Origin of the sequence: Jeotgalicoccus marinus DSM 19772 (assembly GCF_000425825.1) — a bacterium.
Classification (GTDB): domain Bacteria; phylum Bacillota; class Bacilli; order Staphylococcales; family Salinicoccaceae; genus Jeotgalicoccus; species Jeotgalicoccus marinus.
The window spans coordinates 99,649-125,540 of record NZ_AUEE01000004.1 but is presented as its reverse complement, the minus strand read 5'-3'; the positions used below and the strand labels follow the sequence as shown (position 1 = coordinate 125,540).

Below are 25,892 nucleotides of genomic sequence, written 5' to 3'. Positions count from 1 at the left end.
AGAGTGTTATATTAATTAAAAAGGGGGATTTTTAATGACAAAAGTTTCAATCGAAGACATTTTTGATATACAATCCGTTTCTGCACCAAAAGTCGTCCCAAATAGCTCGAGCGTGACGTATTTAACGAGTCGTACTGATAAGGACGAGGATACGTACTATGCCTACCTTCATTCTCACAATGGCCAAGGCAACATTCAACTTACATATAAAGATGAAGTAATCGGTAATGTGTGTCATGCCTATAATGGAAATATGACAGCCTTCACAGCACCTGATAAAGACAAAAAAACACAGATCTTCATACTCCGTCACACAGGTGGGGAACGCGAACAAATTACCTTTGAAAAAGATGGTGCATCTAACCCAGTCTTTAGTTCAGATGATGAGACAATTTATTATTCTGTCAGAGAAGGAAAGGACACAAAAGAGTCTGAAGAAGAAAAAGATAGTAAAACACCGAAACCGACGATTATTAATAAAATGAAATATAAATCTGATGGTGGGCCATCACCATATGGAATATTTCCCGAGAAATATTCACAGATTAAAAAAGTAAACATTCATACTAAAGAAACAGAAGTGGTCTTAAAAGGCGAAGCGAACTATCAACTTCATGACTTAACAGATACTGGTTTTATTTACTCAACTGATCAAAGTGATAATCCAGATTTCAATTTTTCTTCTAAACTGTATTTACGTAAAAACGGTACGGATCAATTGTTACGTTCAGACATGAATGTCTTTAAAGCGGAATTATCACCAGATGGGTCACATATTTTAATGACAGTGATGACACGTCAATATAAGAATGCAACACACCCACATATCGAAGTTTTGAATCTAACTACAGGCGATATTATTGATGTCACTACAGCACTCGACAAACCAGTCGGTGGCTTAGTCGCACAAGATACCCAACAAAATATTGACGGTAATCCGACGAAGTGGATTTCAAATAGTGAGTATGTTTTTATCGTGTCGGAATTTGGTAGTGTGAACTTATACCAAGGAGACATTAATGGGCATATTAAGCCACTTTACCGTGGCGACCATAACATTTTTGGTATGGATGCAGATGAGTCAGGTGCCTACTTAACAATTTCAACGCATGTGTCACCGAGTGAACTATATAAATTTGATTTTGAAACAGAAGAACTTGTTCAATTAACCGAAGTCAATAAGGACTACGTATCGAAAACAACACTCGTTTATCCAGAAAAAATTAAGTTTTCTAGTTTTGATGAGACGACAGTTCACGGTTGGTTCATGAAACCAGCTGATTATCAGGCTGGTCAAATCTATCCGATGGTAACCAATATACATGGTGGACCACATGCCTTATATGCCAATACGTTCTTCCATGAGATGCAAGTGTTAGCAGCGAAAGGCTATGCCGTATTATTTATTAATCCTAGAGGGTCACACAGTTATTCTCAGGAGTTTGTTGATGCTGTAAGAGGGGATTACGGTAACGGTGACTATAAAGATATTATGGCCGCAGTGGACTATATTACCAATAAGTATGATTGGATTGATCAAGATAATTTAGGTGTAACAGGTGGATCATATGGTGGCTTTATGACCAACTGGATTGTAGGGCATACGAACCGTTTTAAAGCAGCTGTGACCCAGCGCTCAATTTCGAATTGGATTAGCTTTAGAGGGGTCTCAGATATTGGTTATTACTTTACAGATTGGCAGATTTTAGCTGGACTTGATGATCTTGAAAAATTGTGGCATCACTCACCTTTGAAATATGCGAAACAAGTTGAAACACCTTTACTTATTTTACATGGTGAAGAAGATATTAGATGTCCAATCGAACAAGCAGAGCAGTTCTTTATAGAGTTGAAATATCACGGTAAGGAAACTGAGTTTGTCCGTTTCCCATCTTCTTCTCATGAGCTTTCACGTTCAGGAAAACCGAGTTTACGTCTCGCAAGATTAGAACAAATCACAGGATGGTTTGATAAGTACATTTCATATTCTGAGGAGGGAAAATAGATGGCGAGCAAAATCGATGAATTAGCAGCAAGTGTCGAAGCGGATTATTCAATAATATCTAATCCATTAAACATTTTTTACTTTACCGGTGTACGCTTAGACCCACATGAACGATTGTTACTCTTGTTAATCGATAATCAGTCAAAAGAAACAACGATGATTTACCCAGCACTAGATGGTGAAACAGTGAAAAATAATACGGATTTAGATCATTACCTTCCACATGATGATAAGGAAGATGCATTTTCATATGTCTTTAAGACAATTCCAAGTGATAAGACGATCGCAGTCGAAGGCAGTCATCTAATCTATGATCGTTACCTTAGGTTGATTGAACAATATCAAGCTGAGAATATTCAGACCCTTGATAATCACATCAATTACTTACGTGGAATAAAAGATGACCATGACAAAAATGAATTACAACGTGCCGTCGATATGACAGAAAAGGCACTAGAGAATCTTAAAACATTTACTGTTGAAGGCAAGACAGAAATGGAAGTGTCAGACTTCCTGGTCAAACAATTTAAATCTTATGGTGCAATAGGACCAAGTTTTGGACCAAGTGTATTAACAGGTAAAAAATCTGCCTTACCACATGGTGACACGGGCAATGCCGTCATCCAAAAAGGAGATTTCTTGTTAATTGATTTCGGAGTTGTATCGGATACAGGTTATGTTTCAGATATGACACGAACTTTTATTGTTGGAGAAGCGACTGAAAAGCAAGAAGAAATCTATAAAACAGTGTTGAATGCAAATCTTGCAGGTATTAAAGCGAGTCAAGAAGGAACAGAACTCTCAAATATCGATAAAAGTGCGAGACAGGTTATCGAAGATGCAGGGTACGGTGAGTATTTCATGCACCGTATTGGTCACGGTCTTGGCTTAGATATCCACGAGGCACCTTCTGTTCATGGTGAAAACAAAGATAAGTTAGAAGCGGGGAATGTGATTACCATAGAACCAGGAATATACATTCCTGATTTTGGCGGTGTCAGAATCGAAGATATGTTGTATATTGAAGATGATAATACAATTAATCTCAACGCATTTCCAAAAGATTTTGAATCGATGATTATACAATAAACCCTAGGAGCTGTATGAAGACATGACGAAAGATACAAGAATTGAAGCAGACTTTCTTGGAGAAAAAGAAATTAATAATGATGCCTATTATGGAGTTCAAAGCCTAAGAGCTTTAGAGAATTTCCCAATTACAGGTTATCGTTTAAACACGGACTTAATCAGAGCCCTTGGTATGGTCAAAAAGGCAGCGGCTATTGGAAACCATGAGAATGGCGTCTTAGATGAGGAAAGAAAAAATGCCATTGTCCAAGCGAGTGAAGAAATTATAGACGGTCAGTGGCACAGTCATTTTATCGTAGATCCAATTCAAGGTGGTGCTGGGACTTCGACAAACATGAACGCAAATGAAGTCATTGCAAACCGTGCACTTGATATCTTAGGAAGAGAAAAAGGTGACTATGACTTTGTGAGTCCGAACAACCATGTCAATATGTCACAATCAACAAATGACGCCTTCCCAACTTCGCTCCATATTGCATTTTTAATACGTGCAGAAAGCTTGTTAGAAACGATGAACACGATGAAACAAGCATTTGAAGCGAAGGCAACGGAGTTTGATCACGTCATTAAAATGGGACGTACGCATCTTCAAGATGCCGTACCAATTCGCCTAGGTCAAGAATTTAGTGCTTACGCTAAGGTCTTATCAAGAGATATTCGCCGTGTATCAAACGCTTTAGAAAATCTTTATGAAATCAACATCGGTGCAACTGCAGTTGGTACTGGTTTAAATGCAGACCAAAAATACATTGATACAGTTGTTGAAGAACTTAGAAATCTTACAGGCTATCCATTTAAATCTGCAGAAAATCTTGTTGATGGAACTCAGAATACAGATGCCTATACTGAAATTTCTGCAGCACTTAAAGTATGTATGATGAACATGTCTAAGGTTGCAAATGACTTAAGAATGATGGCTTCAGGACCAAAAGCGGGTCTGAATGAAATCAATCTTCCTGCACGTCAGCCAGGTTCTTCAATTATGCCTGGTAAAGTGAATCCGGTTATGGCTGAAGTGATTAATCAAATTGCCTTCCAAGTCATCGGTAACGACAATACCATTTGTCTCGCATCAGAAGCTGGACAGTTTGAATTAAATGTTATGGAACCCGTGCTTGCATATAACCTACTACAATCCATAGACATTATGAACAATGGCTTTAGAGTCTTTACAGAAAAATGTATTGCAGGTATTACAGCTAATGAAAAACAGATGTCGGAATACGTGGATAAGAGTATCGGTGTAATCACAGCACTTGTGCCTCACATTGGCTATAAGAAAGCATCATCAATTGCACGTGAAGCGATGGCAAGTGGTGAACCAGTAAGAGACATATGTAAGAAATATGATGTCCTTTCAGAAGAACAGTTAAATCATGTGTTAAATGCTTTTGAAATGACGAACATTGGTGTATCTAAACTGCCAGAATAAGAAGTAGAATCGCATAATTTTAAACACTGGTGATTTATCACTAGTGTTTTTTTGTGATTAAACTGTCTCAACAGATTTTTATGATTAATAAGTGTAAAATAGTAAGTATAAAAGCAGTCAAAGAGCTGGGGGATTATGTCTATGGATATTCAAACTTTCTATCAGACTTATTTAGGAGAACATGAACTGGTCAGGGCCAGTTTGTTTAACTCTGTAAATTTTACGAGTATGGATGAGTTGATTGACTATAAATTAAAAGAACTTAGTGATGCGGCTTTACAAGCTGAAATTTTTGAACATCTATCAATGGCAGAAGCCAAACTCATTAGGCGTTTAGCAGCAGAAGAAAGCCATGATGAAGTCCACAGGGTTGCATACAATCAAAACAAATACTCTACCTTAATCGACTACCAGTACATTTTAGAGGATAATGTCAATCAAGGTGTGATTCATGAAGATATCATCAATCACTTAAATTACGGTCTGAGAAAAACAGGTATTTTCCCATTTGAACCGATGTACATTCCAGACTCACAAGAGATTAAACCTAGTGAACTGTCAAGATTTGAACCCATTTTTAAGGGTCCAATCTACTGGCTCTATAATAATCTGACCTTCATTAAATTACGAAAAGTAATGTCGAAATTAAATATTAAATCCATCGGACAATATAAGGACGATTATTTATCCGAAGTCACTGCTCATATTGTGACTAAAGAATCATTAGAACTTGCGATTTCCCTCTTAGATCGGGAGTTAGCCAATGAAGTGGCGCATAAAGTTAAAGAGGATGATTACCTTTATGCAAATCAACCACGCTGGCAAGATGCTGTAGAAATGGGCCTATTAGTTAAGGTTCATAAAGATTACCTGATCATGCATGAAGATGTATTGACGACCTTAAAACAAATAGACTTTAAAACTATCAACCATATGACGACAGCACGTGTCAGTGAAAACTACAACGCTTACCGAATTATGTTGTCTATTAATGGAATGGATGAGATATATAGAGAAATTCAATTACCAACACGTTTAAACCTCTTAGAATTAGAAATTGTCATTTCTGAAGCATTTGGTTGGCAGAATACCGGGAGCGGAGATTTTGTCACGGACGATGAAGTTCTAACAGATCTTGAATCCTCACCGAAAAATGTCCGTATGGCGGATGTGTATTTACAAGGTGGTCCAGTTCAATACCTGGCATCATCAGATGATTATTATGTCGTCGATATTGAAGTTGAGGACTATATAAATATAGAAAAGGCACTACCTAAAGTCCTGTCTTACGGTGGCCCAGTCCCAATTGAAGGTATCGGTGGCATCGACCAACTTCAGGATATCCTCACTATACTACAAGATAAAAACCATCCGGACTATGTGAGCACCTATGCCAAGGTTAGAAATAAAAACTTTAGGGAACGCTATCCGGTCAGCGCAGTAAATAAACAGCTTCTAAAACTATTTAACAGAGGTAGCCCAATTACTTAAGGAGAATCGAGATGGAGCTAGCAACATTTTATAAGACGTATTTAACATATTTACATCTAGATAAAGTGGGAGAGTCTTTATCCCAACTAGATAAGATAGTAGAAGAAAAAATAGAAGAAGCAAAATCGGATGACTATCTCACCTTACTTGGAGATAGCTTAAAAATGGAAGAAATTGAGTTAATCAAGCGTTATTCTAATGCCTTAACAGGTGACAATATCATTACCTTGCCTTTCAATCCTGATGATAATCCATTTTTAATTTACAATCATCACCTCTTATACATTGGCGACGGCGAAGGGGTAATGCATGAAGAAGTGATCGATGGGATATTAAGGAACTTTGGTTCAACAATCCATTTAGCACCCTTACCAGAAGGTATTAATGTATCAAATGTAACGTTGAATAATGCAGAATATACCACAACTGTAAATTTACTAGACTATCCAATTATCGAATATTATGACTTATTATTAACAGAAGAGCACATGAATCTTGTGGCAGAAAACTTAGACTTAGACCTTGAAGAGTACAAGACAAGACCACAAATTATTAATGCAATTTCTAAGCGATTAGTCCATAAAGAATATATGGAAGAAAAATTAAAGCTCTTTGATGAAGATGAATTAGAGAGATTTAAAGAGAAAGTACAAGCCGGACAAGTTTTATTTACAGAAGAAGAGGGTAACTGGGATACGTTCCTTGCTACTGGCATAATTATGCCTTATCTTCCTAATGTTGCAATCTTGCCTTTAGTTCTGTTCCATTTCTTTAAAGAAGAAATTTTCGATTAAATCAAGAAAAGGGGTTATGAACAATGTCATTAAAAGAAAAGATTTTTAAACAATTAGAAGAAAATGAAGAACGAATGATTGAAATTAGACGTCATTTACATGAAAATCCAGAGTTATCATTTGAAGAAGAGAAAACAGCACAGTTTATCGAAGAATTTTATAAAGACAAAGATGTGACTCTGACAACAAATGTGGGTAATGGCTATGGCATTATCGTGGAAATAGAAGGTGGAGCTGGTGAAGGACCGACAATCGGACTGCGTGCGGACTTTGATGCTCTACCAATTAAAGAAGAAGCAGATGTTGAGTTTAAATCTAAAAATGAAGGTGTCATGCATGCCTGTGGACATGATGGTCATACGGCTTACATGTTAATTTTAGGTGAAGCTTTAATCGATCTTAAAGATGAGTGGAAAGGTAGAATTAAGCTCATTCACCAACATGCTGAGGAAATTCCACCAGGCGGTGCCAAAAGTATCGTAGAATCAGGCATCTTAGATGATTTAGATGAAGTATATGGTATTCACCTCTTCCCAACGATTGATGTAGGTGATATTACAGTGTGTGCAGAAGAAGCGATGACAGGCCGTTCAAACTTTGACCTTAAAATCCAAGGCTCAGGCGGTCACGGCGCAATGCCACACACTACTAATGATGCACTTGTTGCAGGTGGTTACTTTGTCACATCAGCACAAACAATCGTCTCCCGTCGCATGGATCCAAATGACTCAGTAGTTGTGTCAATTACAGCCTTTGATGCACCAGGTGGTTACAACGTCATTCAAGACAGTGTAACACTTCGTGGTACAGTACGTTATTTATCTATGGATAATATGGAACCAGTCTATGAAGAAATGAAAAATCTGGTTGAAGGACTAGAAAGAAGCTACGGCGTAGATTGCACTTTAGACTATGTCTATGACTATCCAGTTCTATATAACACACCAGAAATTATAGATGAAATTGAAGCGACTTTAGTAGAGAGTGCAGGCACATACTTCGATAAAGTATACCGTGCCAAACCACAAGCTGCTTCAGAAGACTTTGCGTATTACTTAGAGAAAAAACCAGGCGCATTCATCTTTGTCGGTGCTAAACCAGAAGGCGTAGAAAATGCCTACCCGAACCACCACCCTAAATTCGACGTCAATGAAAAATCATTGCTGATTTCAGCAAAAGCATTAGCTGATATTGTCTTGAATAAGATTCAATAGTCATGCTTTAGGTGTTGCACGTACGTGAAAAGCAAACGAGTTGACTCTATCAAAATATAAGTCGGTGTGAAGGAGATAACTATGAAACCAATTCATACAAAGTACTCAAAAAACAATCCTGGACACTATGTGCCTGCCATGGAGCATAATGGCACACTCTATATTTCAGGACAGCTGTCTATAGATAATGAAACAGGGAAAATTCCGAGTGGTGGCATCAAGGTTGAAACTGAACAAGCACTAAAAAACTTAGATGTTGTGTTAGAAGCTGCTGGCATTACTAGAGAAAATATCATTATGTGCCGTGTCTACACACCTGATGTGAAGTATTGGGATGAGATCAATGTCATCTACAGTGAATATTTCAAAGATCACAAACCTGCACGAGCAATTGTGCCGACAACGCCACTGCATCATGATTGTCTAATTGAAATTGAAGCAGTTGCTGAGCTCGGACAATAAATAGTTTGTAAAATTAAATTTAAAAGTGGAGTGTTAATATGTCTAACGTCAGTCTACCTGAATATACTTTACTTAGTAAATGTGAGTTACCTGCAGAAGTTGAAGAAATTATGATTGATGATGAAAAGTTTGTCACTGCTTTTAAAACATACAGAGATAGTGTGACATTCACCAACAAAAGAATTGTCTTCAGAGATTCACAAGGACTATCAGGTAAAAAAGTAGAGGTCTATTCAATCCCTTATAGCACGATCAATGCTTGGTCAAGTGAGAATGCTAAAGGTATTTTTGATGTAAATGCTGAGGTTGAGCTGTGGACTAGAGCGGGCCATTTAAAACTTAAACTTGGTAAAGGTATAGATATAAGGGAAATAGATAGACTATTAGCTAACGTTATTTTGTAATTTAATTCTGTAAGAAGCTGCTTAGGAATCCTTGATAGGGTTTACTAAGCAGCTTTTATTTTTATGCAATTATCTATCAACTAATTCTTTGAGAGCCTCATGATATTCTTTACTTATTTCTTCTGCTAAGTTCAATAAATCTTCTTTATTCATAACCAACACTCTCCAGAGTTACAGAACTGTTATCCTCTATTCATTCTCCAATTCTTTAATATACTTTTCCAGTTTCTCTTTATCCTCACCTGAAATCTCAGGGAATTTAGGGTCAATTTTCTCTAACACATGGATCATAACCTCTGTAATAATTCGACGACTATGCCATTCATCATCTGCGGGTAAAATGTACCAAGGGCTATGCTGGGTGGAGGTATTATTAAGCATATTTTCAAACGCCTTCTGATATTGATTCCATTTCTTACGTTCCTCAACATCAGAAAATGAGAATTCCCACTGCTTGTCAGGGTTCTTCATTCTTTCTAATAGTCTATCTTTCTGTTCTTTCTTAGACATATTGAAGAAAAACTTAATGATAGTAAAGCCATTTTCACATAGATATCTTTCATAATCATTAATCTGTCGATAACGTTGTTCAAATATATTATCGTCTTCGTCATCTAGTAGATTATGAACCTTTGTGGCAATGATCTCTTCATAGTGAGAACGATTTAAAATCGCAATCTCACCACGATCTGGTTCGCCTGCATGAATTCTTCGTAAATAATCTTTCTTCCTATCCTCTTCTGATGGCTTGCCAAAAGATGTGACTTTTAGACCCTGAGCATTGAGATTAGAGAAAATATAAGAAATTGCTTCATCTTTACCTGCAGCATCTATGGCTTGTAAGACGACCATGATGCCATTTTCTTCTTCAGCATTTAATTTCAAATGTAAATTTTTTAGTTTTTCAACGAGTGGTGGAATGATAGTTTCTTTAATTTCAAGATTATCTTTTTTCATTCCCTCACTTGTTTTATAATCTTTCAACTTTATATCTTTAGTACTTGGTACTTTATAATTAGATAAATTCATACTATCACCTCTGTTTTCAGATATTTACCCTTCTAAATACATCGAAAACACAATAAATTCCATACATTATGGGTATGTAACAAGTATGATTTTAAGGCAAAAACAGAGGAGATATAAAATGGACAAAAAAAGAATAATTTTAGATTGTGATCCTGGTCACGATGATGCTGTCGCAATGTTCATGGTGAATCAGGTATCGATGGTCCCGTGTTCGATGAACTAGAGCGCTCAGCTAAAGAACAGCATGGTGTGCAATATATTATTGGTACACTAATGAATAGCGATGGGGATATTACACTTGTACCAACTGGACCTTTATCAAATATTGCTATGGCAATGAAATTAGAGCCAGCAATTTTACCGAAAATTAAAGAGATTGTCTTGATGGGTGGGGCTTATGGTAATGGTAACTTCACGCCATCAGCAGAATTTAATATTTTAGCAGACCCTGAAGCAGCGCATGTAGTCTTTAAATCTGGCGCACCTATTGTCATGATGGGCCTTGATGTGACAAATCAGACCCTTTGTACTCCAACAGTGATTGAAAGGATGGAAGCAGTAGGGAATAAGGCAGGAAAACTGTTTGGTGATTTGCTAAGATTTACGCTTAAAACACAATATGAAGAATTCGGTTTAGAAGCGGGACCAATCCATGATGCGACAACAATTGCATATTTAATTGATCCAAGCTTATTTGAAGTTAAAGAGATGTTTGTAGAAGTGGATATCAATAGAGGACCATCCTATGGTCGAACTGTATGTGATGAATCGAATGTGTTAAAACAACCAGCCAATGCAAAAGTTGGTACTGGTATCGATAATGACAGATTCTTTGATTTAGTCGAAGAATGTATAAGGATGTATTAAGAAAAAGTCACTTAGGCATCATTGCCTAAGTGACTGCTTAATCATTCGCTTTACCAAAATAAAATCTGATTCTTATTCTTCTGTTTTTGTGACTTGTTTTTCTCTTGTTTCCTGAATCAACCAAGGACTATTTTTCTCCGCTTCAATTTTTCTATTATCTTCTTTAATTCGATCTAGGACTTTTTGCATTTCTTCGTTCTCTAACAGATAATTCTCTTGTTTCAATCTCTCTAATTCTATTTCTTTATCTATATGTTTTAAACGGATTTTCTACATGTCCTGTTTATGGGATAGGAATGTGCTGAGAGCACCTACACCAATTGCCAGAATGACAATTATAGCAAACCACATTCTGCATCAGCTCCTTTATTCTAGATTGTTTGGATAGACGATGGTACTTATCTTAATATATCCAAATATTTTTAATATCTTCTTAACCGTTTCCCGTGATGTACAACCATACCTATAAATATTAACCCCCAAGCCATTAAAGCAATCATATAAGTAATATCCGGGATAATCATAAGAAATGATAGTTCTAGTGCTTGAGATAAATTAATAGTACCCACTGTATACATAGCGAGAGGGAAGGCCATTCCCCATAGTTCAGGGTTGTAGTTAAGTGGGACTTTCTTGATGACATGACGCCATATGCCCAGCACAACGAGTAGTGGAATCCACCAAGTCCCAAATGCCCAGAAGAAGAGGGTAGTGGCTTTGATGAACGTTTCAAACTCTAAGATGATTCCTGAACCATTTAAAATGAAAATGGCTCCAGCTAAAGTGGTAATTGCTAAGGCGCCCATACTGATCCAGTAGGGTGGTGTGAGCGACATAGCTTCCATTTCAAAAAACATTAATCTATAAAAAATCAAAACAATAATTGCTAGGTACAACATGCATGCTAAAAAGAAGAGGCAGAGTGATATAAACATAATAATGTCTTCATAGTTTGATGGACCCTGCATAAGTACACCAAGTATGGCTAGAGACTGGGTAGAGACAATAAGTAATAGCCAACCGCCATTGATTGATTCGTTTATTAAGGGTTTTGATTTTTTAATAATTAGGATAGTGAAAAAACTATATATTAAAACAATCCACAAAAAGAGTATGAGGACCCATATGTAAAAACCTAAAATTGGCATATTAGAAATTATGCTTAACTGACTACCAATCACGGAACTTGCCGCAATAAAAGTGAAAAAACCAGGCCCTTTGATTTCATTTGTAAAATCTGACCATACGGCCTTGGTATTAACTGAAAGTCTGATAATGTTTAAGACGATTAAGACAAAATAGACTACGATATTTAAGTAGAGTAAAATCTCTGCAAATAAATGATAGCCTAAATACCAGGCAGACAAAGAGAGTGCACCAGTTGCCATGACCATGGCAAAATAGCCTGGGTAAAAGTGTTCGGTTTGTCGTTTTAAAAAATTGATCATTAATGTCACGCTTTCTGAAATATGCAGTAAAGCGCGTACCGTAAATGCGGTACGCGCTTTATATTATAACCTATTAAGCAAACATCTTCATTACACCGTTCGCAACTGCGAGATCGAAGTAGCCTGCACCAACGCATTTGTAAAGTGTGATTTCTTCATCGTTTTGGCGTAGGTAGTTGCCATCAAAAATATCTGCTAAGGTCCCTTTGATGTCATCCCAGCTTATGATGTCTTTATCAACAGCATCAATGAGTTCCCCGGCTTCTTCTTTAGCACCATGCATGTCGTCTACATAAATCTGATCAGCTCTTTCGACGATTTTATGATCCATTTCTCTCATTTCAGGTGTGAATGAGCCGACGCCATTAATGTGTGTACCTGGTTTTACAAGTGCACCGTTATAAACTGGTGTTTTACTTTGTGTTGCGCAGTTGATGATGTCACTCATTTCGACGAGTGCATCGACATCGGATACGACTTCTATATCAGACCAAATTCCGAAGTCTTCTAAGCGTTTTTTAAAGTCTTCCGCCTTACTTTCTGTACGATTATACAAGTAAATTCTTTGGATATCTCTGACTTGAATAACGCCGAGAACTTGTTCAAATGCCATGTTTCCTGTACCAATGACTCCTAATGATCTAGCATCTTCTGTGGCAAGCTTATCTGTCGCAATAGCTGTCATCGCACCTGTACGTAGGCGTGTTAGGTAAGATGCATCCATCGACGCCTTATGCTCGCCGTCTGTTAAGTCAGTGACTAAGATATTACCCTGGGTCGTTGGCATATTTTTATTACTTGGGAAAATAGACACTGTTTTAGTAATGGAAACTTGACTACTGATACTTATACAAGGCATATACAACATAGAATTATCTTCACCAGCCGGTAGTACAGTACGAATGGATTCTACGATCTGATTATTCTTATAGTCATCAAGGATATTTTTAACATCTTCAATGGCATGCGTAATTTTATACTTTTCTTCAATTTCTTTGTCTGTCAATGTAATCAAAGTATTCACTCCTATTAAGCTTCAATATTTTTAAGTCGATCTTCACGGTCTTGTGCATTTTCCCCACGTATCGCCATGACGGCTACAATCGAAACGATAGCGGTCATAATAATGTAAAGTGATACAGGGATACTTGAACCGTTAAACTGATTCATTAAGAATTCAGCAATCAATGGTGCAGATCCCCCAGCGACTGCGGCACCAATTTGATAACCGAGTGTGACTCCAGTATAACGTACTTCTTTACTGAAAGATTCAGAGAACATCGTACCGAGAATCGCAGTAATCGGCGGCCAAATCACTACAAGGCCTAAGAAGGTCGCGAGTATAACTAAAGCAGGTTCATGTGTATTGACAATGTAGAAATATGGAAAGCCGTAGATTAACATTGCCACAGCACCGACTAAGAACATTTTTCTTCTACCAATTTTGTCGGATAAACTCCCCATAATCGGAATCATAATCGTTGTTCCGACGGAAACTGCCATGATGGATAACATCATAAATTCGAAAGATACATCAAGTGTTGCAACGCCATAACCAACAATGAAAGTAGTAAATATATAGAATGGTCCAGTTTCTACGAATTTAGCCCCTGATGTAATCAGTACTTCTTTTGGATGTTTCTTAAAGATCTCAACGATTGGTAACTGACGGACCTCATTCTTTTTAGCAGCTTCTCTTTGCATTTCTTGGAATGCAGGTGTCTCATCTAGCCCTTTACGGATTAATAGACCGACAACTACAAGTAGTAAACTAAAGATAAACGGAATTCTCCATCCCCAAGCTAGAAAAGTTTCTTCAGGCATAGCCCAAGTTAATAAGAAGAAAAAGCCGTAAGCTAAGACTAAGCCAATCGGAATACCCATTTGTGGGAAACTACCGAAGAGCCCACGTTGCTTCTTTGGTGCATACTCTGTTGCGAGTAGTAAAGCCCCGCCCCATTCTCCACCAATACCTAAACCTTGAATTAAACGGAAAAGAAGTAGTAAAAGAGGTGCCGCGACCCCAATTGAAGCGTATGTAGGTAAAAGACCAATCCCTGCAGTCGCTAAGCCCATCATGCTTAAAGTAATAATTAATGTTTTTTTACGGCCGACACGGTCTCCGATATGGGCAAAAATAACCCCGCCCAGTGGACGAATGAAGAATGATAGTGCCAAACCAAAATAAGCTAATATTGTTGATAAAAATTGATCATCAGTGACGAAGAACTGAGTGTTAAAAATAATGCTAGCAACAGCAGCATATAAGAAAAAGTCAAACCACTCAATCGACGAACCAATTAAACTTGCAGATAAAACTTTTGCACGTAGTTTTTTATCCATAGTAAACCTCCCCTTTGTATACGATTACATTATCATAATTTCGGGACATTATAAAGCTGTATTGTCATTGAGTTGATAGAATTTTTAGATTATACTCAAATGAAGGGGGATGACGATGTTAGAAGAGAAATTAAAAGCATTAGTATCAAAGCAAGCAACAGATAATATAGCCTATCAAATCGAGTATCAGGGGAAGGTATATAGCTATAGAAATGAACATATCTTTCGCTCAGCAAGCATAACGAAGATTCCTCTATGTTTATCCGCCTTAAAAAAAGGTGAATTACTAGATGAAAACCCAAGGCTCGATGCGAGTAAGAAAGTGATGGGATCGGGTGTCTTACATTCGATGGAAGATACAATAACGATGACACTACATGACCTGGTGACCATTGCCCTTATCGTGTCTGACAACACTGCCTCAAATGTACTGATGGATTATGTCGGCTTTGACCAGATGAGTAAAGACTTTAAAGCGTGGGGATTAAAGGATACCGAATTAAAAAGTCATTATATGAATATGAATGCAGATCCTAATAAAATGTATAATATTGCGACAGCATCAGGTATGATGACAGCACTTAATTTAATATATGAAGATAATGAGTATATATCACAACCCGTTAGAGATAGAATGAAACGCTTATTAAGACAACAACAATTTAACGACCGAGTTGGTGGTACTTTGGATGATGGTGGAGATGAAAGTCATATCACTGTGTCATCAAAAAGTGGTACAATCGATAAGCTAGAACATGATGTCGGCATCTTTAAAATGGATAAGGAAATATTAAAATTTGCCGTCCTTAGTCAAGGTTGGCCGACAAACTTAGATGGACGTCAATTTCTCATTGAAGTCGGGCATTTATTGAAAGCTGAAATGGAGTAGTAATTTCCGGTTATAGAGTTGCTTTATATATCGTTCTATCTTAAAGTAGATGATATGCTGACTCGTGATTCCGTAGCTCAGCGGGAGAGCACTTCGTTGACATCGAAGGGGTCGGTGGTTCAATCCCACTCGGAATCATAGATGACCGGAACGCTTTAGACGTTCCGGTCTTTTTTCGTAAATATAGGTAGATTAAAAGGTAGTGATAGAAATGGCTGAAAAAATTGCATCACTGATTGATGGCGATAAGTTTTTCTTCTTTAAGCAGGTTTTAAATAATATCAATCTTGATATATATGACGGGGAAATACTCGGTATAATTGGGCCGAGTGGCTCCGGCAAAACGACATGTATTCGAACACTTCTAGGCATGGAAGAGCTAACCAAAGGTGAGGCGTATTTCATGAACAAAAAGATGCCGAACCGAAAAATGATGAACAAGATTGGATATATGGGCCAAGAAACGGCACTTTATGAGACCTTGACGGCACATGAAAATATGTCCTTTTTTGGTAAGTTAAAAAAACTTAAAGGTGATGTACTCAATCATGAAATTGATAAGAATCTTGAACTCGTAGACTTGAGTAGTTCAAGAAATAAAGTTGTTTCTCAATTTTCAGGTGGTATGAAAAGACGATTATCTTTGGCAATCTCTTTAATTGGTGCACCAGATTTACTCGTCCTAGATGAACCGACCGTTGGTATTGATCCTAAATTGAGGAAAACGATATGGGAACAGCTAAGAGTTTTAAGAGATGAAGGGAAAGGCATTGTTGTCACGACACATGTTATGAGTGAAGCGGAACGCTGTGATAAGGTCGCACTCATTGTGAATGGAGAAATATACGCTTACGGTACACCAAAAGAACTGATGACACAGTTTGAGGTAAACTCCATTGAGGATGTGTTCTTGAAACTGGAGGTGACAACATGATCAGATTGACGGCAATTGCTAAAAAAGTAGCCTTAGAATTATATAGGGATCAGAGAACATTAGCCTTAATGTTGTTAGCACCACTTCTTGTCATTACATTGATGTATTTTGTCTTTGATGTGAATAATGATTTGAATGTACGTATCGGTGTTCCAGATACAATTGATGAACGATTTATAGAAAATATGCCTGAGGAAGTAGAAGTCATCCCTTACGCCTTACAACCTACCTTGGATACGTTGTTAGATAATGATAATTTAGATGCTTACATGGACATAAAAGATGATCAAATTACAGTGACATATCATAACGAAGATCCGTCTCAAACCAACGCAGCGAAGCAGGTCATTCAAACTGCAGTTCAATCTACAACAAGAGAAACTGCACAGGAAAGGTTTAATAACATGCCTGGTGATGAGACGATGCCTGCAATGGATGTTGAAGAAAGCTATTTGTATGGTGATGAGGGTTCAACTTTCTTTGACAAGATGTTTCCAATTCTCATGGGCTTCTTTGTTTTCTTTTTTGTCTTTTTAATTTCAGGAATGTCGATGCTGAAAGAAAGAACGATGGGTACCATGGAAAGAATGCTAGCAACATCAGTTAAAAGACGAGATGTTGTGCTTGGTTATATGGGGGGTTATGGTGGTTATGCAATTTTACAGACGATCATCATTGTACTGTACTCAATCTATCTATTGAATATGACGATTGCAGGTAATATTATATGGGTATTTGTAATAACGATACTCTTAGCAATGGCTGCCCTAGTTATTGGAATGTTCATTTCCACCTTTGCAAACACAGAATTCCAGATGGTTCAGTTCATACCATTAGTGATTGTGCCTCAAGTATTTTTCTCAGGTATCATACCTTTAGAAAATATTTCAGATTGGATATCAGTAATTGGGTACATCTTTCCACTAACTTATGCAGGAGAAGCATTGACTGAAGTAATGACAAAAGGGAACGGCTTTATTGCAATATGGCAAGAATTATTGATTCTTGTAGGGTTTATTGTGTTATTCACTTTACTAGATATCTTCGGTTTAAGAAAATATCGTAAAGTATAAAATAGGAGGCTGACATGTTTAAAAAACTTCAGAGTGTGATGGTGTATGTAGATGATGTTGAAGCGGCAAAAGAATTTTGGAAGACGAAGTTTGATTTTGTTGTAAAAGAAACGATTGAATTGCCGGAGGGTTATAAAGGCTATGACCTCGCGCCGAATGAAGCAGCAGAGACGACTATGACCCTGTTTTCAAAAGCGTTTATAGAAAAATACAGCCCTGAAGTGAACCTAGGTACCCCGTCATTGATGTTTGAAGTAGAAAACATTGAAGCCCTTTATGAAGAAAGTAAAAATAAAGGAGTCGAAGTTGGAGAACTGATTGAGATCCTTGGGACCAAGACGTTTAACTTCCAAGACGGCCAAAGCAATTACTTTGCTGTTGAAGAACCGGTGGAATAGCAGTGTTGAAAATAGACTAGGCAGTCATGCCTAGTCTATTTTTATGTGAATAAATTAGCTTGAAGATATACAAGAAGAAGGTTGCTTAAATAGTTAGGGACGTGGATAATGTCTAAGAGATAATTTTTAGTAGTGAGATACTAAAGTGTATTTTTAAGATACTATATTTCAGATTCATGAATTTTGAAAGGGATTACAAATAGGGAGGGTATTGATGAAAAAAATTTTGTCTTTTTTTATTATCAGTATGACTATCGTCGCGCTAAATGCATGTAAAACAGAGGAAGTAGTAAACAATACGGATGTATCATCTTCACGTGATGTGACGACTATCACTTTTAGTCACAATCAGTCGGCTTTAAGTACAGAACACATGGGTGCTTTAAAGTTTAAAGAAGTCATTGAGAAAGAATCAAATGGGAAGGTCAAAGTCGATGTTTACCCGTCTTCACAGTTAGGTGGCTTAAGAGAACAAGTCGAAGCGACTCAAATCGGAGAAATAGACATCACACTTCAACCTGCTGCAACGATTACGCTTTTTGAAGATGATGTGAAAATTGTTGATTTGCCGTACCTATTACCAACAAAAGAGGAAGAAATGTACCAAGTATTAGATAGTGAAGTCGGCACAGAAATCTTGAATACTTTAAATGATTCGTCTTTAGAGGGTCTCGGCTTTTGGCCAGGTGGTTATAAAATGCTGACCAGTCAAAATACACAAATTGAAAATGTTCAGGATCTTAAAGGTTTATCGATGCGTACTATGGAGTCCCCCGTCCTCGTTGAGCAATTCAAAACATGGCAAGCGAGTGCAATTCCCATCGCGTACTCAGAAGTATATAATTCACTCCAATTAGGCATTGTGGATGGTCAAGAAAACCCAGTACAGACCATCTACATGAATAACTATCATGAAGTTCAAAATAGTATTGCTGAAAGCTATCATGGTGCAATGACCTATATACTGATTGCCAACGAAGCGTGGTTTAATAGTCTTGATGAGGAAATTCAGGACTATATTATAAGTGCTGAAAAACAAGCTAAAGAAGAATCAAGGTCTAAATTGAAAGAAAAAGAAGGAGAATATAGGAAAGCAATCATCGCGAATGTCGATCATTATTATGAATTTACAGAGGATGATATTAAAAAATCGAAAGCCTTGTCAGAACCACTATGGGATGCTGTGTACGATACACCGAAACAACAAGAAATTCTAGAGAAATTCAAAGAAAAAATAAATGAAGTTGAACATGATTAAGGTAATCATAACAAGGAGGGGATGTATTGAAAAAGTTATACACTTTTATGAATTACTTCATAGGCGTTTTAATTATGGTAGCAACTGTACTTCTGTTTATAAATATCATTCTAAGGTACTTCTTTGGTGCGAATATGTCATGGACTGAAGAATTTGTGAGATACTCAATGATTTGGATTACGTTTTTAGGTATGGCTACATGCTTTCATAAAGGCATCCATTTCAGCATAGATATCCTCATTAAAAGTGTTTCAATTGAAAAAGAAAAATGGCTTCAGTTACTGATAAATATCATATCCATTATTTTTGTATCCATGCTCATATATTTTGGTCTACAAATTACTATATTTAACTATCACAGCGGACAGGTTACACCTTCTTTAGGTCTAGATATATTCTGGATTTACTTAGCTATTCCTGTAGGCGGTGCACTATCGATACTTCATCTAATAAGTAACACGATTAACTTGTTTAAAAATAAAAATGCGGAATACAAATAAGGGGGAATGGGATGATTGCTTTACTTACAGTATTAATACTAGTATTTTTAGCCTCAAGTGTGCCCATTTATATTTCTATAGGACTGGCATCGTTCATAGGAGTTTTAATCTATACTGACATCGTACCAATGATTATGATTCAGAGAATGTTTGCAGGACTCGATGCCATATCACTCATGGCTTTACCATTCTTTATTTTAGCAGCAAACATTATGGACCGTGGAGGATTGTCTAAGCGAATTTTATCGTTTTCAAGAGCACTCGTCGGTCACTTAGCAGGCGGTGTTGCCTTGACAACACAAGTTGCGAGCATGTTTTTTGGCGCACTATCAGGGTCCAGTCCAGCTACAGTCATTGCGATTGGAAAAATAATGTACCCAGAAATGGTAAGAGGCGGGTATGGTAAATCATTTTCAGGCGGTCTAATCGCATCCGGGGGAGCAGTATCGTTAGTCATCCCACCAAGTATCACGCTCATCATATTTGCTGCAGTCACTGGCGTATCAGTCAGTAGTCTATTTATAGCGGGCATAGGTGCAGGTATTGTGCTCAGCCTGTCATCAATTGTGTACATATATATATTTGCTAAAAGACATAATATAGAAAGAAATAAAAAAGCCTCCCTAAAAGAAGTGTTGAAAAGCCTTAAAACAGCTTGGTGGTCACTATTAGTACCTGTCATTATATTAGGCGGTATCTATACAGGGATATTTAGCCCGACAGAAGCGGCTGTCGTATCCGTTGTTTACGCATTTGTTGTCGGTTTCTTCATATATAAAGAACTTACATTAAAAACAACATTTGAAACCTGTGTAGACTCAGCTATCACATCCTCACAAATTTTAGTACTAGTCGCGTCAGCAAAATTATTTGGATGGGTGTTAACGAGAGAACAAATCCCTCAACTTATAGCAGAATTTATAACCAATAATGTCTCATCACTGATAATTTTCCTGCTGGTACTTAATGTACTCTTACTCATAATGGGAATGTTCATGGAAGGCGTTGCAGCAATAACAGTCACTGCACCTTTGATATTCCCAGCGGCAGTAAGCTTAGGTATTGATCCAGTACACCTAGGTATTATCATGGTCACAAACCTAGCTATAGGTATGTATACCCCACCATTTGGAATGAATATCTTTGTCGCACAAAGTATTACAGGACTAGATTTAAGACAAATGCTTCCAGGTATCAGTAAATTCCTAGCATTCAATATTATTGGATTGTTGATTATTACCTATGTGCCAGACATATCGCTGTTCCTGTTGAGATTTATGTAAGATGAACCATGTAGAAAAATGCTTATAATGTAAAAAAATAGAAGATTAGAGGGGTGAAGAATATAAATGGTAGAATTTAAGGAAATTACAGAAGAAAACTTTGAAGCGGTTTTGAAACTAAAAATTAGTAATGCACAGGACCAAAAACGATTTGTCGCACCGAATGTGCGCTCATTAGCAGACGCCTATCTGTATAGAAATGCAGGAGACGTATTTCCGTATGCCGTTGAAGCACAGGAGAAAGTCGTTGGATTTATATTATTAGATGAAGATGTTGAAGAAAAAGAATATATGATATGGCGAATGATGGTGGGAGAAGAATTTCAAGGTAGAGGCTATGGTAAGGCGATTGTGAAGAAAGTGATTGAAGCATTTGAATCGGACGAACGGTTTGATGTGTTGATTGCGGATTATGTTGTTGGAAATGAGTCGATGAAAAAACTATTGGAGTCTTTAGGGTTTAAGGAAAAGAAATTTGATGAGAGTATTAATGAGTATATGATGGAGTACCGGGAAGGGAATTTATAGCTAAGATCCTCTGAGTTAGTAATTTTCAAATAAATTAGGAATGAGCTGAGCTATTTATGAATAAGAAAAGGGTTGAGCATCTAAGAAGGTAATGAAAGAAAAAGATACTGTGCTACTTTCAAGTTTTGAAAACCAGTATTATTTTAGTGGTTTAAAGGCAATTACTTATTCTAGACCCATTCTTTTAAAAGTGTCACAGAGTGACATGGCTATAGTAAATCCGAAGTTAGAAGAAAACCATGCAAAACATATGGCAGCAGCCGATCGGTTATATGTTTACCACGAAGTTGAAGGTAAAGAAGGAGAGTATTCGTACTTAGCTCAAGTTGATGCCTTAATGAATACAATACTTGCTGGCTCTAAAGTAGGAATTGAATTTGCATCACTGCCTACGAATCTTGCGTTCATGTTAAAAGAAAAGCGTTTTGAAGTTGAAAATATAGAGACAGATATAGTAAATATGAGAGCGGTAAAATCTGCTGATGAAATTTCTATGATTAAAGAATCTGGGAAATTAGTAAGTGAAGCGTTGAAGTTATCTCTAGAGAATGTACAAGCAGGTTTAAGTGAATTGGAAATGGACTATTTTGGAACGGAATATCTATTTAAAGAAGTATCGAATACCTATCCGAATTCTACCTTAGATTATTTTGTGATGTCACCTTCAGGTGTGGATAGAACGAATATGCCACATGTATTCTCTAACTCTAGAAAAATAGAAGAAGGGGATATCATTATTCACAGTAGACAAGTCGGCTTGAATGGATATAGAGCAGAATGCGAACGATATTTGTTGGAGAACCAACAGAAGAACAAAGAAAAGCGTTTGAAGTGATGGTAGAAGCACAACAAAAAGCATTGGACTTTATAAAAGTAGGTGTGACTGCTAAAGAAGTGAATCAAGTTGCTTTAGATGTGTTTAAAGAAGCGGGATTAGAAGAGTATGTTGTGCATCGAACAGGGCATGGTATAGGGATAGGGTTGCACGAAGAACCAAGTTTAAGATTTGATAACGATTTAGTGTTAGAAGCGGGTATGGTGTTCTGTGTAGAGCCAGGCATTTATATACCAGGCGTTGGAGGATTCAGACACTCAGACACTGTTGTGTTAGAAGAAGACAAGACAGTGTTGATTACGGAGTATCCGAGGGATATTGAGAGTTTAATAATTAAATAACTCATTTACTAGTTCTGAAAGTGGTTCGATTGCTTTAAGGACTTTTCTACTTATATCTTTATATAACAAGATATGATGTATATAATAATGGCAATATTGTTAAACAGGAGGAGGATATTTTTGAAAGAAGAACTGTTAAATGCATATGAAAGAGGGTTTATTGACAGATTTACTAACAAAACCTCTCATTATCCTCCAGAATTAATCATAAATACTAAAGGTAAAAGCTTACTATCACCTTTGTTAGATGCATTAGAGACATGTGATAATTTTTCTATTTCAGTAGCTTTTATTACTGAAGGTGGTCTAGCCACTTTAAAAACTGCTCTATATGAATTATCTGAAAGAGGAGTGAAAGGAAGAATTATCACATCTACATATCTAAATTTTAATAAGCCAAAAGTATTTAAAGAATTATTAAAGATCCCTAATATAGAAGTTCGAATTACTAATCAAGTTGGATTTCATGCGAAAGGATATATTTTTGATAATAAGTCGTACTCAACAATGTTTATTGGTAGTTCAAATCTGACAGACACTGCCCTTAAGAAAAATTATGAGTATAATTTGAAATTAACATCTTTAGATAATGGTGAAGTTATTAAACATTTTAAGGACCAATTCGATGTGTTATGGGAATCCTCTGAAATACTTAATGATACATGGATTAATAATTATGAAGTTATTTACAAAGAAAATTATAATGACAGTAAAATTTTAGAGATAATTGAAATACAACAACCATACTATTACAAGAACGTTGATACAAAAGAAGTCAAACCGAATATAATGCAAGAAGAAGCTTTATATTCATTGAAAAATTTAAGGATGTCAGGCGAACAAAAAGGTCTGATTGTATCAGCAACTGGAACTGGTAAAACATTCTTATCTGCGTTTGATGTGCGAAGATTTAATCCCAAGCGTGTGTTGTTTATTGCTCATAGAGAACAGATACTAATAAAGACGCTAAATGACTATCGTGATTTACTAGGTGGGGATCCTGATGAGTATGGAATATATAGTGGTACTTCTAAGTCTTTAAATAAAAAGTATGTTTTTGCTACTATACAAACATTTAGCAGAGATAATCACTTGAATCAATTTGCTAAAGAAGCGTTTGATTATATAGTGATTGATGAGGCACATAGGAGTAGTGCTGATTCATATAAGAAAGTAATAGATTATTTCAATCCAAAATTTTTGCTTGGTATGACTGCAACTCCCGAGAGAACAGATGGTAATAATATTTTTGGTCTCTTTGATTTTAACATTGCGTATGAGATTCGGTTGCAAAAAGCTTTGGAAGCAGAGATACTTTCACCATTTCACTATTTTGGAGTAACTGATCATATCGTTGATGGTGAAGTTATTAATGAGAATAGCTCTTTATATCAATTGGTTGATGAAAAAAGAATTAATCATATTATTGAAAAGTTGAATTATTATTCTCATGAAGGCGAAGAAGTAAGAGGTCTCATGTTTGTTTCTAACCGAGAAGAGGCGATTAATTTATCTAGATCTTTAAATGCAAGAGGTTTTAAAACTAAAGCTTTAACAGGTCTGAATTCTCAAGAAGAAAGGGATAACGCTGTCATTAAATTAGAAAGTAATGATTTAGATTACCTTATAACAGTCGATATATTTAATGAGGGTGTTGATATACCAAGTGTTAATCAAGTAGTAATGCTTAGGCAGACAGAGTCTAGTATAATATTCATCCAACAATTAGGGAGAGGATTACGCAAACATAAAGACAAAAGATTTCTAACTGTAATAGATTTTATTGGGAATTATAAAAATAACTATCTAATACCGGTTGCTCTGACAGGTGATAATTCATTTAATAAAGACTCACTTAGAAAAGATGTAGTAGAAGGAAATTTGATCACAGGTGAATCTACGATTAACTTTGAACAAATTGCGAAAGAACGTATTTTTAGAGCAATATCTAAAGCGAAGGTAGATTCATTAGCTAATCTAAAGAAGATGTATCTGTATACAAAAAATAAGGTAGGAAGAATACCAACATTAGTTGATTTATATAATGATAAGGACTCAATGGATCCTATGATTGTATTAAATAAGTACGATAATTATGTAGATTTCTTAATGAAATTAAAAGAACAAATTCAACCCTTAGATAAGGCACAGTATAAATATTTGACATTCATTTCAAAAGAACTGACTGATGGTAAAAGAATTACCGAGATTATACTTTTAGAAAATTTATTAGAAGGTCAAGTAAATAAATTTGAATTTCAGAAGAAGATAAATGAATTGGGTTATTATATGGATGATGTTACACTAAAATCTCTCATTAGAATACTTAATCTAGAGTATTTTGCAAAACAGAAAAAAGAAAAGTATGAGTTTTCACTTATAAATGAAAAAGATAATATAATAAAATTAACAGATAAATTCAGAGCATCTTTAAATGATCAAAACTTCAAAAATCAGGTTTTAGATTTATTTAACTTAGCTCATAAGAAATCAATACTATACGACCAGAAAGCCCCATTTACCTTGTACGAAAAATACAGTAGAGCAGACGTATGTCGCTTATTAAACTGGGAAAAAGATGAATCAAGTACCATGTATGGCTATAAAACAAAATACAATTCTTCTCCTATATTTGTAAACTACCATAAAACTGACGATGTTGATGAATCAGTTCGTTATGAAGATAAGTTTTTAGATACACATGTATTTCAGTGGTTTACAAGAAAGGGGACAGATTTAAATTCTAAAATTAACAAAGATTTATTAGTTAATTATAGAGAAAATGATTCAAAGGTTTACCTTTTTGTTAAAAGAGATGACGATGAAGGTGCTTATCATTATTACGTAGGTGAAGTGAATATTGACTTTGAATCAATGAAAAATACGCTCATTGGAGAACCAGGTAAAAAATTCAAAGTAGCTAAGATGAATTTTATATTGAAGAAACCAGTGGATTACAATATGTATAGATTTATTACTGGTATTAAATAAAATTAAAATGATCGGAATCTTCTTTGAAGTCATTTAATAGTTCTTCAATTTCCTGTTTAGCCCAGACAAACTCTCTTTGAAAATCAGGTATTGTAAAAGTTAGATTACCTTCGAGAAGTAAAGTAGCTATAGATATTTCACTAGATGAAATTTTGGATCGATTCATTATTTATTGCCTCCATTTAAAACTCTATAATTCTAAATATATATTACTGTAAAAGAAGTTTAAAGATCTAAGTAATTAAATTAACTTAGATCTTTAATATTATTTTTAGGTAAGTAAT

General features: G+C 36.1%; 24 protein-coding genes, 1 tRNA gene and 1 pseudogene. 20 read left to right on the top strand and 6 right to left on the bottom strand.

Translation table 11 applies throughout. The features are described 5' to 3' along the window. Positions 1 to 34: 34 nt before the first annotated feature. The 8 genes from H624_RS0102085 to H624_RS0102050 all read left to right on the top strand — a co-directional run bounded on the left by H624_RS0102085 (position 35) and on the right by H624_RS0102050 (position 8,891). Entirely contained in the window at positions 35 to 2,005 is a 1,971-nt protein-coding gene (locus H624_RS0102085) for a S9 family peptidase (RefSeq protein WP_026866107.1), read from the top strand. Next, the gene (locus H624_RS0102080) at positions 2,006 to 3,094 is read left to right on the top strand and encodes an aminopeptidase P family protein (protein WP_026866106.1); all 1,089 of its coding nucleotides are present in this window, start codon (positions 2,006 to 2,008) and stop codon (positions 3,092 to 3,094) included. Positions 3,095 to 3,116: 22 nt separating this feature from the next. Continuing rightward, on the top strand, positions 3,117 to 4,526 hold the full coding sequence (gene aspA, locus H624_RS0102075) for an aspartate ammonia-lyase (protein WP_026866105.1): 1,410 nt from the start codon (positions 3,117 to 3,119) through the stop codon (positions 4,524 to 4,526). Between the two features lie 141 nt (positions 4,527 to 4,667). Continuing rightward, a complete protein-coding gene (locus tag H624_RS0102070) occupies positions 4,668 to 6,017 on the top strand; it encodes an IS1096 element passenger TnpR family protein (RefSeq protein WP_026866104.1) in 1,350 nt (449 codons plus the stop codon). A gap of 11 nt (positions 6,018 to 6,028) precedes the next feature. Beyond that, a complete protein-coding gene (locus H624_RS0102065; protein WP_026866103.1) occupies positions 6,029 to 6,811 on the top strand; it encodes a hypothetical protein in 783 nt (260 codons plus the stop codon). A 23-nt stretch (positions 6,812 to 6,834) separates the two neighbouring features. Next, a complete protein-coding gene (locus H624_RS0102060) occupies positions 6,835 to 8,025 on the top strand; it encodes an amidohydrolase (protein WP_026866102.1) in 1,191 nt (396 codons plus the stop codon). Between the two features lie 81 nt (positions 8,026 to 8,106). Next, positions 8,107 to 8,487, top strand: a complete 381-nt coding sequence (locus H624_RS0102055; protein ID WP_026866101.1) for a RidA family protein — start codon at positions 8,107 to 8,109, stop codon at positions 8,485 to 8,487. 38 nt (positions 8,488 to 8,525) lie between these two features. Beyond that, on the top strand, positions 8,526 to 8,891 hold the full coding sequence (locus H624_RS0102050) for a PH domain-containing protein (RefSeq protein WP_026866100.1): 366 nt from the start codon (positions 8,526 to 8,528) through the stop codon (positions 8,889 to 8,891). 189 nt (positions 8,892 to 9,080) lie between these two features. Here the strand turns inward: H624_RS0102050 and H624_RS0102040 are convergent, their stop codons facing one another. Next, positions 9,081 to 9,920, bottom strand: coding sequence for a PPK2 family polyphosphate kinase (locus tag H624_RS0102040; RefSeq protein ID WP_026866099.1), 840 nt, complete (start codon positions 9,918 to 9,920; stop codon positions 9,081 to 9,083). A 207-nt stretch (positions 9,921 to 10,127) separates the two neighbouring features. Here H624_RS0102040 and H624_RS11475 point away from each other — a divergent pair, with 207 nt between their 5' ends. Next, the gene (locus H624_RS11475) at positions 10,128 to 10,787 is read left to right on the top strand and encodes a nucleoside hydrolase (RefSeq protein WP_211220880.1); all 660 of its coding nucleotides are present in this window, start codon (positions 10,128 to 10,130) and stop codon (positions 10,785 to 10,787) included. 72 nt (positions 10,788 to 10,859) lie between these two features. Here H624_RS11475 and H624_RS12510 read toward each other — a convergent pair whose 3' ends face one another. The 4 genes from H624_RS12510 to H624_RS0102010 form a co-directional block, all read right to left on the bottom strand. Further along, a complete protein-coding gene (locus H624_RS12510; RefSeq protein WP_156889125.1) occupies positions 10,860 to 11,012 on the bottom strand; it encodes a hypothetical protein in 153 nt (50 codons plus the stop codon). A 197-nt stretch (positions 11,013 to 11,209) separates the two neighbouring features. Beyond that, a complete protein-coding gene (locus H624_RS0102020) occupies positions 11,210 to 12,235 on the bottom strand; it encodes a tellurite resistance/C4-dicarboxylate transporter family protein (protein ID WP_035855704.1) in 1,026 nt (341 codons plus the stop codon). A 73-nt stretch (positions 12,236 to 12,308) separates the two neighbouring features. Then, positions 12,309 to 13,250 carry an ornithine cyclodeaminase family protein gene (locus tag H624_RS0102015; RefSeq protein ID WP_026866097.1) on the bottom strand — a complete coding sequence of 314 codons (942 nt, stop codon included), beginning with the start codon at positions 13,248 to 13,250 and terminating at the stop codon, positions 12,309 to 12,311. Between the two features lie 14 nt (positions 13,251 to 13,264). Next, on the bottom strand, positions 13,265 to 14,578 hold the full coding sequence (locus H624_RS0102010) for an MFS transporter (protein ID WP_026866096.1): 1,314 nt from the start codon (positions 14,576 to 14,578) through the stop codon (positions 13,265 to 13,267). 115 nt (positions 14,579 to 14,693) lie between these two features. Between H624_RS0102010 and H624_RS0102005 the strand changes: the two genes are divergently transcribed. The 11 genes and pseudogenes from H624_RS0102005 (at position 14,694) to H624_RS0101955 (ending at position 25,608) form a co-directional block, all read left to right on the top strand. Beyond that, positions 14,694 to 15,467, top strand: coding sequence for a serine hydrolase (locus H624_RS0102005; RefSeq protein ID WP_026866095.1), 774 nt, complete (start codon positions 14,694 to 14,696; stop codon positions 15,465 to 15,467). Between the two features lie 66 nt (positions 15,468 to 15,533). Continuing rightward, positions 15,534 to 15,605: transfer RNA gene (locus H624_RS0102000), tRNA-Val, on the top strand. Positions 15,606 to 15,678: 73 nt separating this feature from the next. Further along, positions 15,679 to 16,401 carry an ABC transporter ATP-binding protein gene (locus H624_RS0101995; RefSeq protein WP_026866094.1) on the top strand — a complete coding sequence of 241 codons (723 nt, stop codon included), beginning with the start codon at positions 15,679 to 15,681 and terminating at the stop codon, positions 16,399 to 16,401. Beyond that, entirely contained in the window at positions 16,401 to 17,474 is a 1,074-nt protein-coding gene (locus tag H624_RS0101990; RefSeq protein WP_026866093.1) for an ABC transporter permease, read from the top strand. The genes H624_RS0101995 and H624_RS0101990 overlap by 1 nt, the downstream gene beginning before the upstream one ends. A gap of 14 nt (positions 17,475 to 17,488) precedes the next feature. Then, complete coding sequence (locus tag H624_RS0101985; protein WP_026866092.1) at positions 17,489 to 17,872, top strand: VOC family protein; 384 nt, start codon at positions 17,489 to 17,491, stop codon at positions 17,870 to 17,872. A gap of 214 nt (positions 17,873 to 18,086) precedes the next feature. Further along, positions 18,087 to 19,130, top strand: coding sequence for a TRAP transporter substrate-binding protein (locus tag H624_RS0101980; RefSeq protein WP_026866091.1), 1,044 nt, complete (start codon positions 18,087 to 18,089; stop codon positions 19,128 to 19,130). A 26-nt stretch (positions 19,131 to 19,156) separates the two neighbouring features. Next, entirely contained in the window at positions 19,157 to 19,630 is a 474-nt protein-coding gene (locus H624_RS0101975; protein ID WP_026866090.1) for a TRAP transporter small permease, read from the top strand. An 11-nt stretch (positions 19,631 to 19,641) separates the two neighbouring features. Next, complete coding sequence (locus H624_RS0101970; protein ID WP_026866089.1) at positions 19,642 to 20,913, top strand: TRAP transporter large permease; 1,272 nt, start codon at positions 19,642 to 19,644, stop codon at positions 20,911 to 20,913. 66 nt (positions 20,914 to 20,979) lie between these two features. Next, entirely contained in the window at positions 20,980 to 21,441 is a 462-nt protein-coding gene (locus H624_RS0101965; protein WP_026866088.1) for a GNAT family N-acetyltransferase, read from the top strand. Between the two features lie 91 nt (positions 21,442 to 21,532). Continuing rightward, positions 21,533 to 22,617, top strand: a pseudogene (locus tag H624_RS12825) (M24 family metallopeptidase). 87 nt (positions 22,618 to 22,704) lie between these two features. Next, positions 22,705 to 25,608: a DEAD/DEAH box helicase gene (locus H624_RS0101955; RefSeq protein WP_035855700.1), complete on the top strand. Its 2,904-nt coding sequence runs from the start codon at positions 22,705 to 22,707 to the stop codon at positions 25,606 to 25,608. Here H624_RS0101955 and H624_RS12315 read toward each other — a convergent pair. Then, on the bottom strand, positions 25,601 to 25,774 hold the full coding sequence (locus H624_RS12315; protein ID WP_084145674.1) for a DUF262 domain-containing protein: 174 nt from the start codon (positions 25,772 to 25,774) through the stop codon (positions 25,601 to 25,603). The two genes, H624_RS0101955 and H624_RS12315, sit on opposite strands and share 8 nt — an antisense overlap. Positions 25,775 to 25,892: the final 118 nt, after the last annotated feature.

Bases quoted from the DNA above. Each gene is read 5' to 3' on its own strand.
- H624_RS0102040 (WP_026866099.1), bottom strand. From the start codon at position 9,920: ATGAATTTATCTAATTATAAAGTACCAAGTACTAAAGATATAAAGTTG.
- H624_RS0102060 (WP_026866102.1), top strand. From the start codon at position 6,835: ATGTCATTAAAAGAAAAGATTTTTAAACAATTAGAAGAAAATGAAGAA.
- H624_RS12315 (WP_084145674.1), bottom strand. From the start codon at position 25,774: ATGAATCGATCCAAAATTTCATCTAGTGAAATATCTATAGCTACTTTA.
- H624_RS0102065 (WP_026866103.1), top strand. From the start codon at position 6,029: ATGGAGCTAGCAACATTTTATAAGACGTATTTAACATATTTACATCTA.
- H624_RS0102010 (WP_026866096.1), bottom strand. From the start codon at position 14,578: ATGGATAAAAAACTACGTGCAAAAGTTTTATCTGCAAGTTTAATTGGT.
- aspA (WP_026866105.1), top strand. From the start codon at position 3,117: ATGACGAAAGATACAAGAATTGAAGCAGACTTTCTTGGAGAAAAAGAA.
- H624_RS0101980 (WP_026866091.1), top strand. From the start codon at position 18,087: ATGAAAAAAATTTTGTCTTTTTTTATTATCAGTATGACTATCGTCGCG.
- H624_RS0101970 (WP_026866089.1), top strand. From the start codon at position 19,642: ATGATTGCTTTACTTACAGTATTAATACTAGTATTTTTAGCCTCAAGT.
- H624_RS0101955 (WP_035855700.1), top strand. From the start codon at position 22,705: ATGGCAATATTGTTAAACAGGAGGAGGATATTTTTGAAAGAAGAACTG.
- H624_RS0101965 (WP_026866088.1), top strand. From the start codon at position 20,980: ATGGTAGAATTTAAGGAAATTACAGAAGAAAACTTTGAAGCGGTTTTG.
- H624_RS0102050 (WP_026866100.1), top strand. From the start codon at position 8,526: ATGTCTAACGTCAGTCTACCTGAATATACTTTACTTAGTAAATGTGAG.
- H624_RS0102085 (WP_026866107.1), top strand. From the start codon at position 35: ATGACAAAAGTTTCAATCGAAGACATTTTTGATATACAATCCGTTTCT.
- H624_RS0102070 (WP_026866104.1), top strand. From the start codon at position 4,668: ATGGATATTCAAACTTTCTATCAGACTTATTTAGGAGAACATGAACTG.
- H624_RS0101985 (WP_026866092.1), top strand. From the start codon at position 17,489: ATGTTTAAAAAACTTCAGAGTGTGATGGTGTATGTAGATGATGTTGAA.
- H624_RS0102055 (WP_026866101.1), top strand. From the start codon at position 8,107: ATGAAACCAATTCATACAAAGTACTCAAAAAACAATCCTGGACACTAT.
- H624_RS0101995 (WP_026866094.1), top strand. From the start codon at position 15,679: ATGGCTGAAAAAATTGCATCACTGATTGATGGCGATAAGTTTTTCTTC.
- H624_RS0102080 (WP_026866106.1), top strand. From the start codon at position 2,006: ATGGCGAGCAAAATCGATGAATTAGCAGCAAGTGTCGAAGCGGATTAT.
- H624_RS0102020 (WP_035855704.1), bottom strand. From the start codon at position 12,235: ATGATCAATTTTTTAAAACGACAAACCGAACACTTTTACCCAGGCTAT.
- H624_RS0102005 (WP_026866095.1), top strand. From the start codon at position 14,694: ATGTTAGAAGAGAAATTAAAAGCATTAGTATCAAAGCAAGCAACAGAT.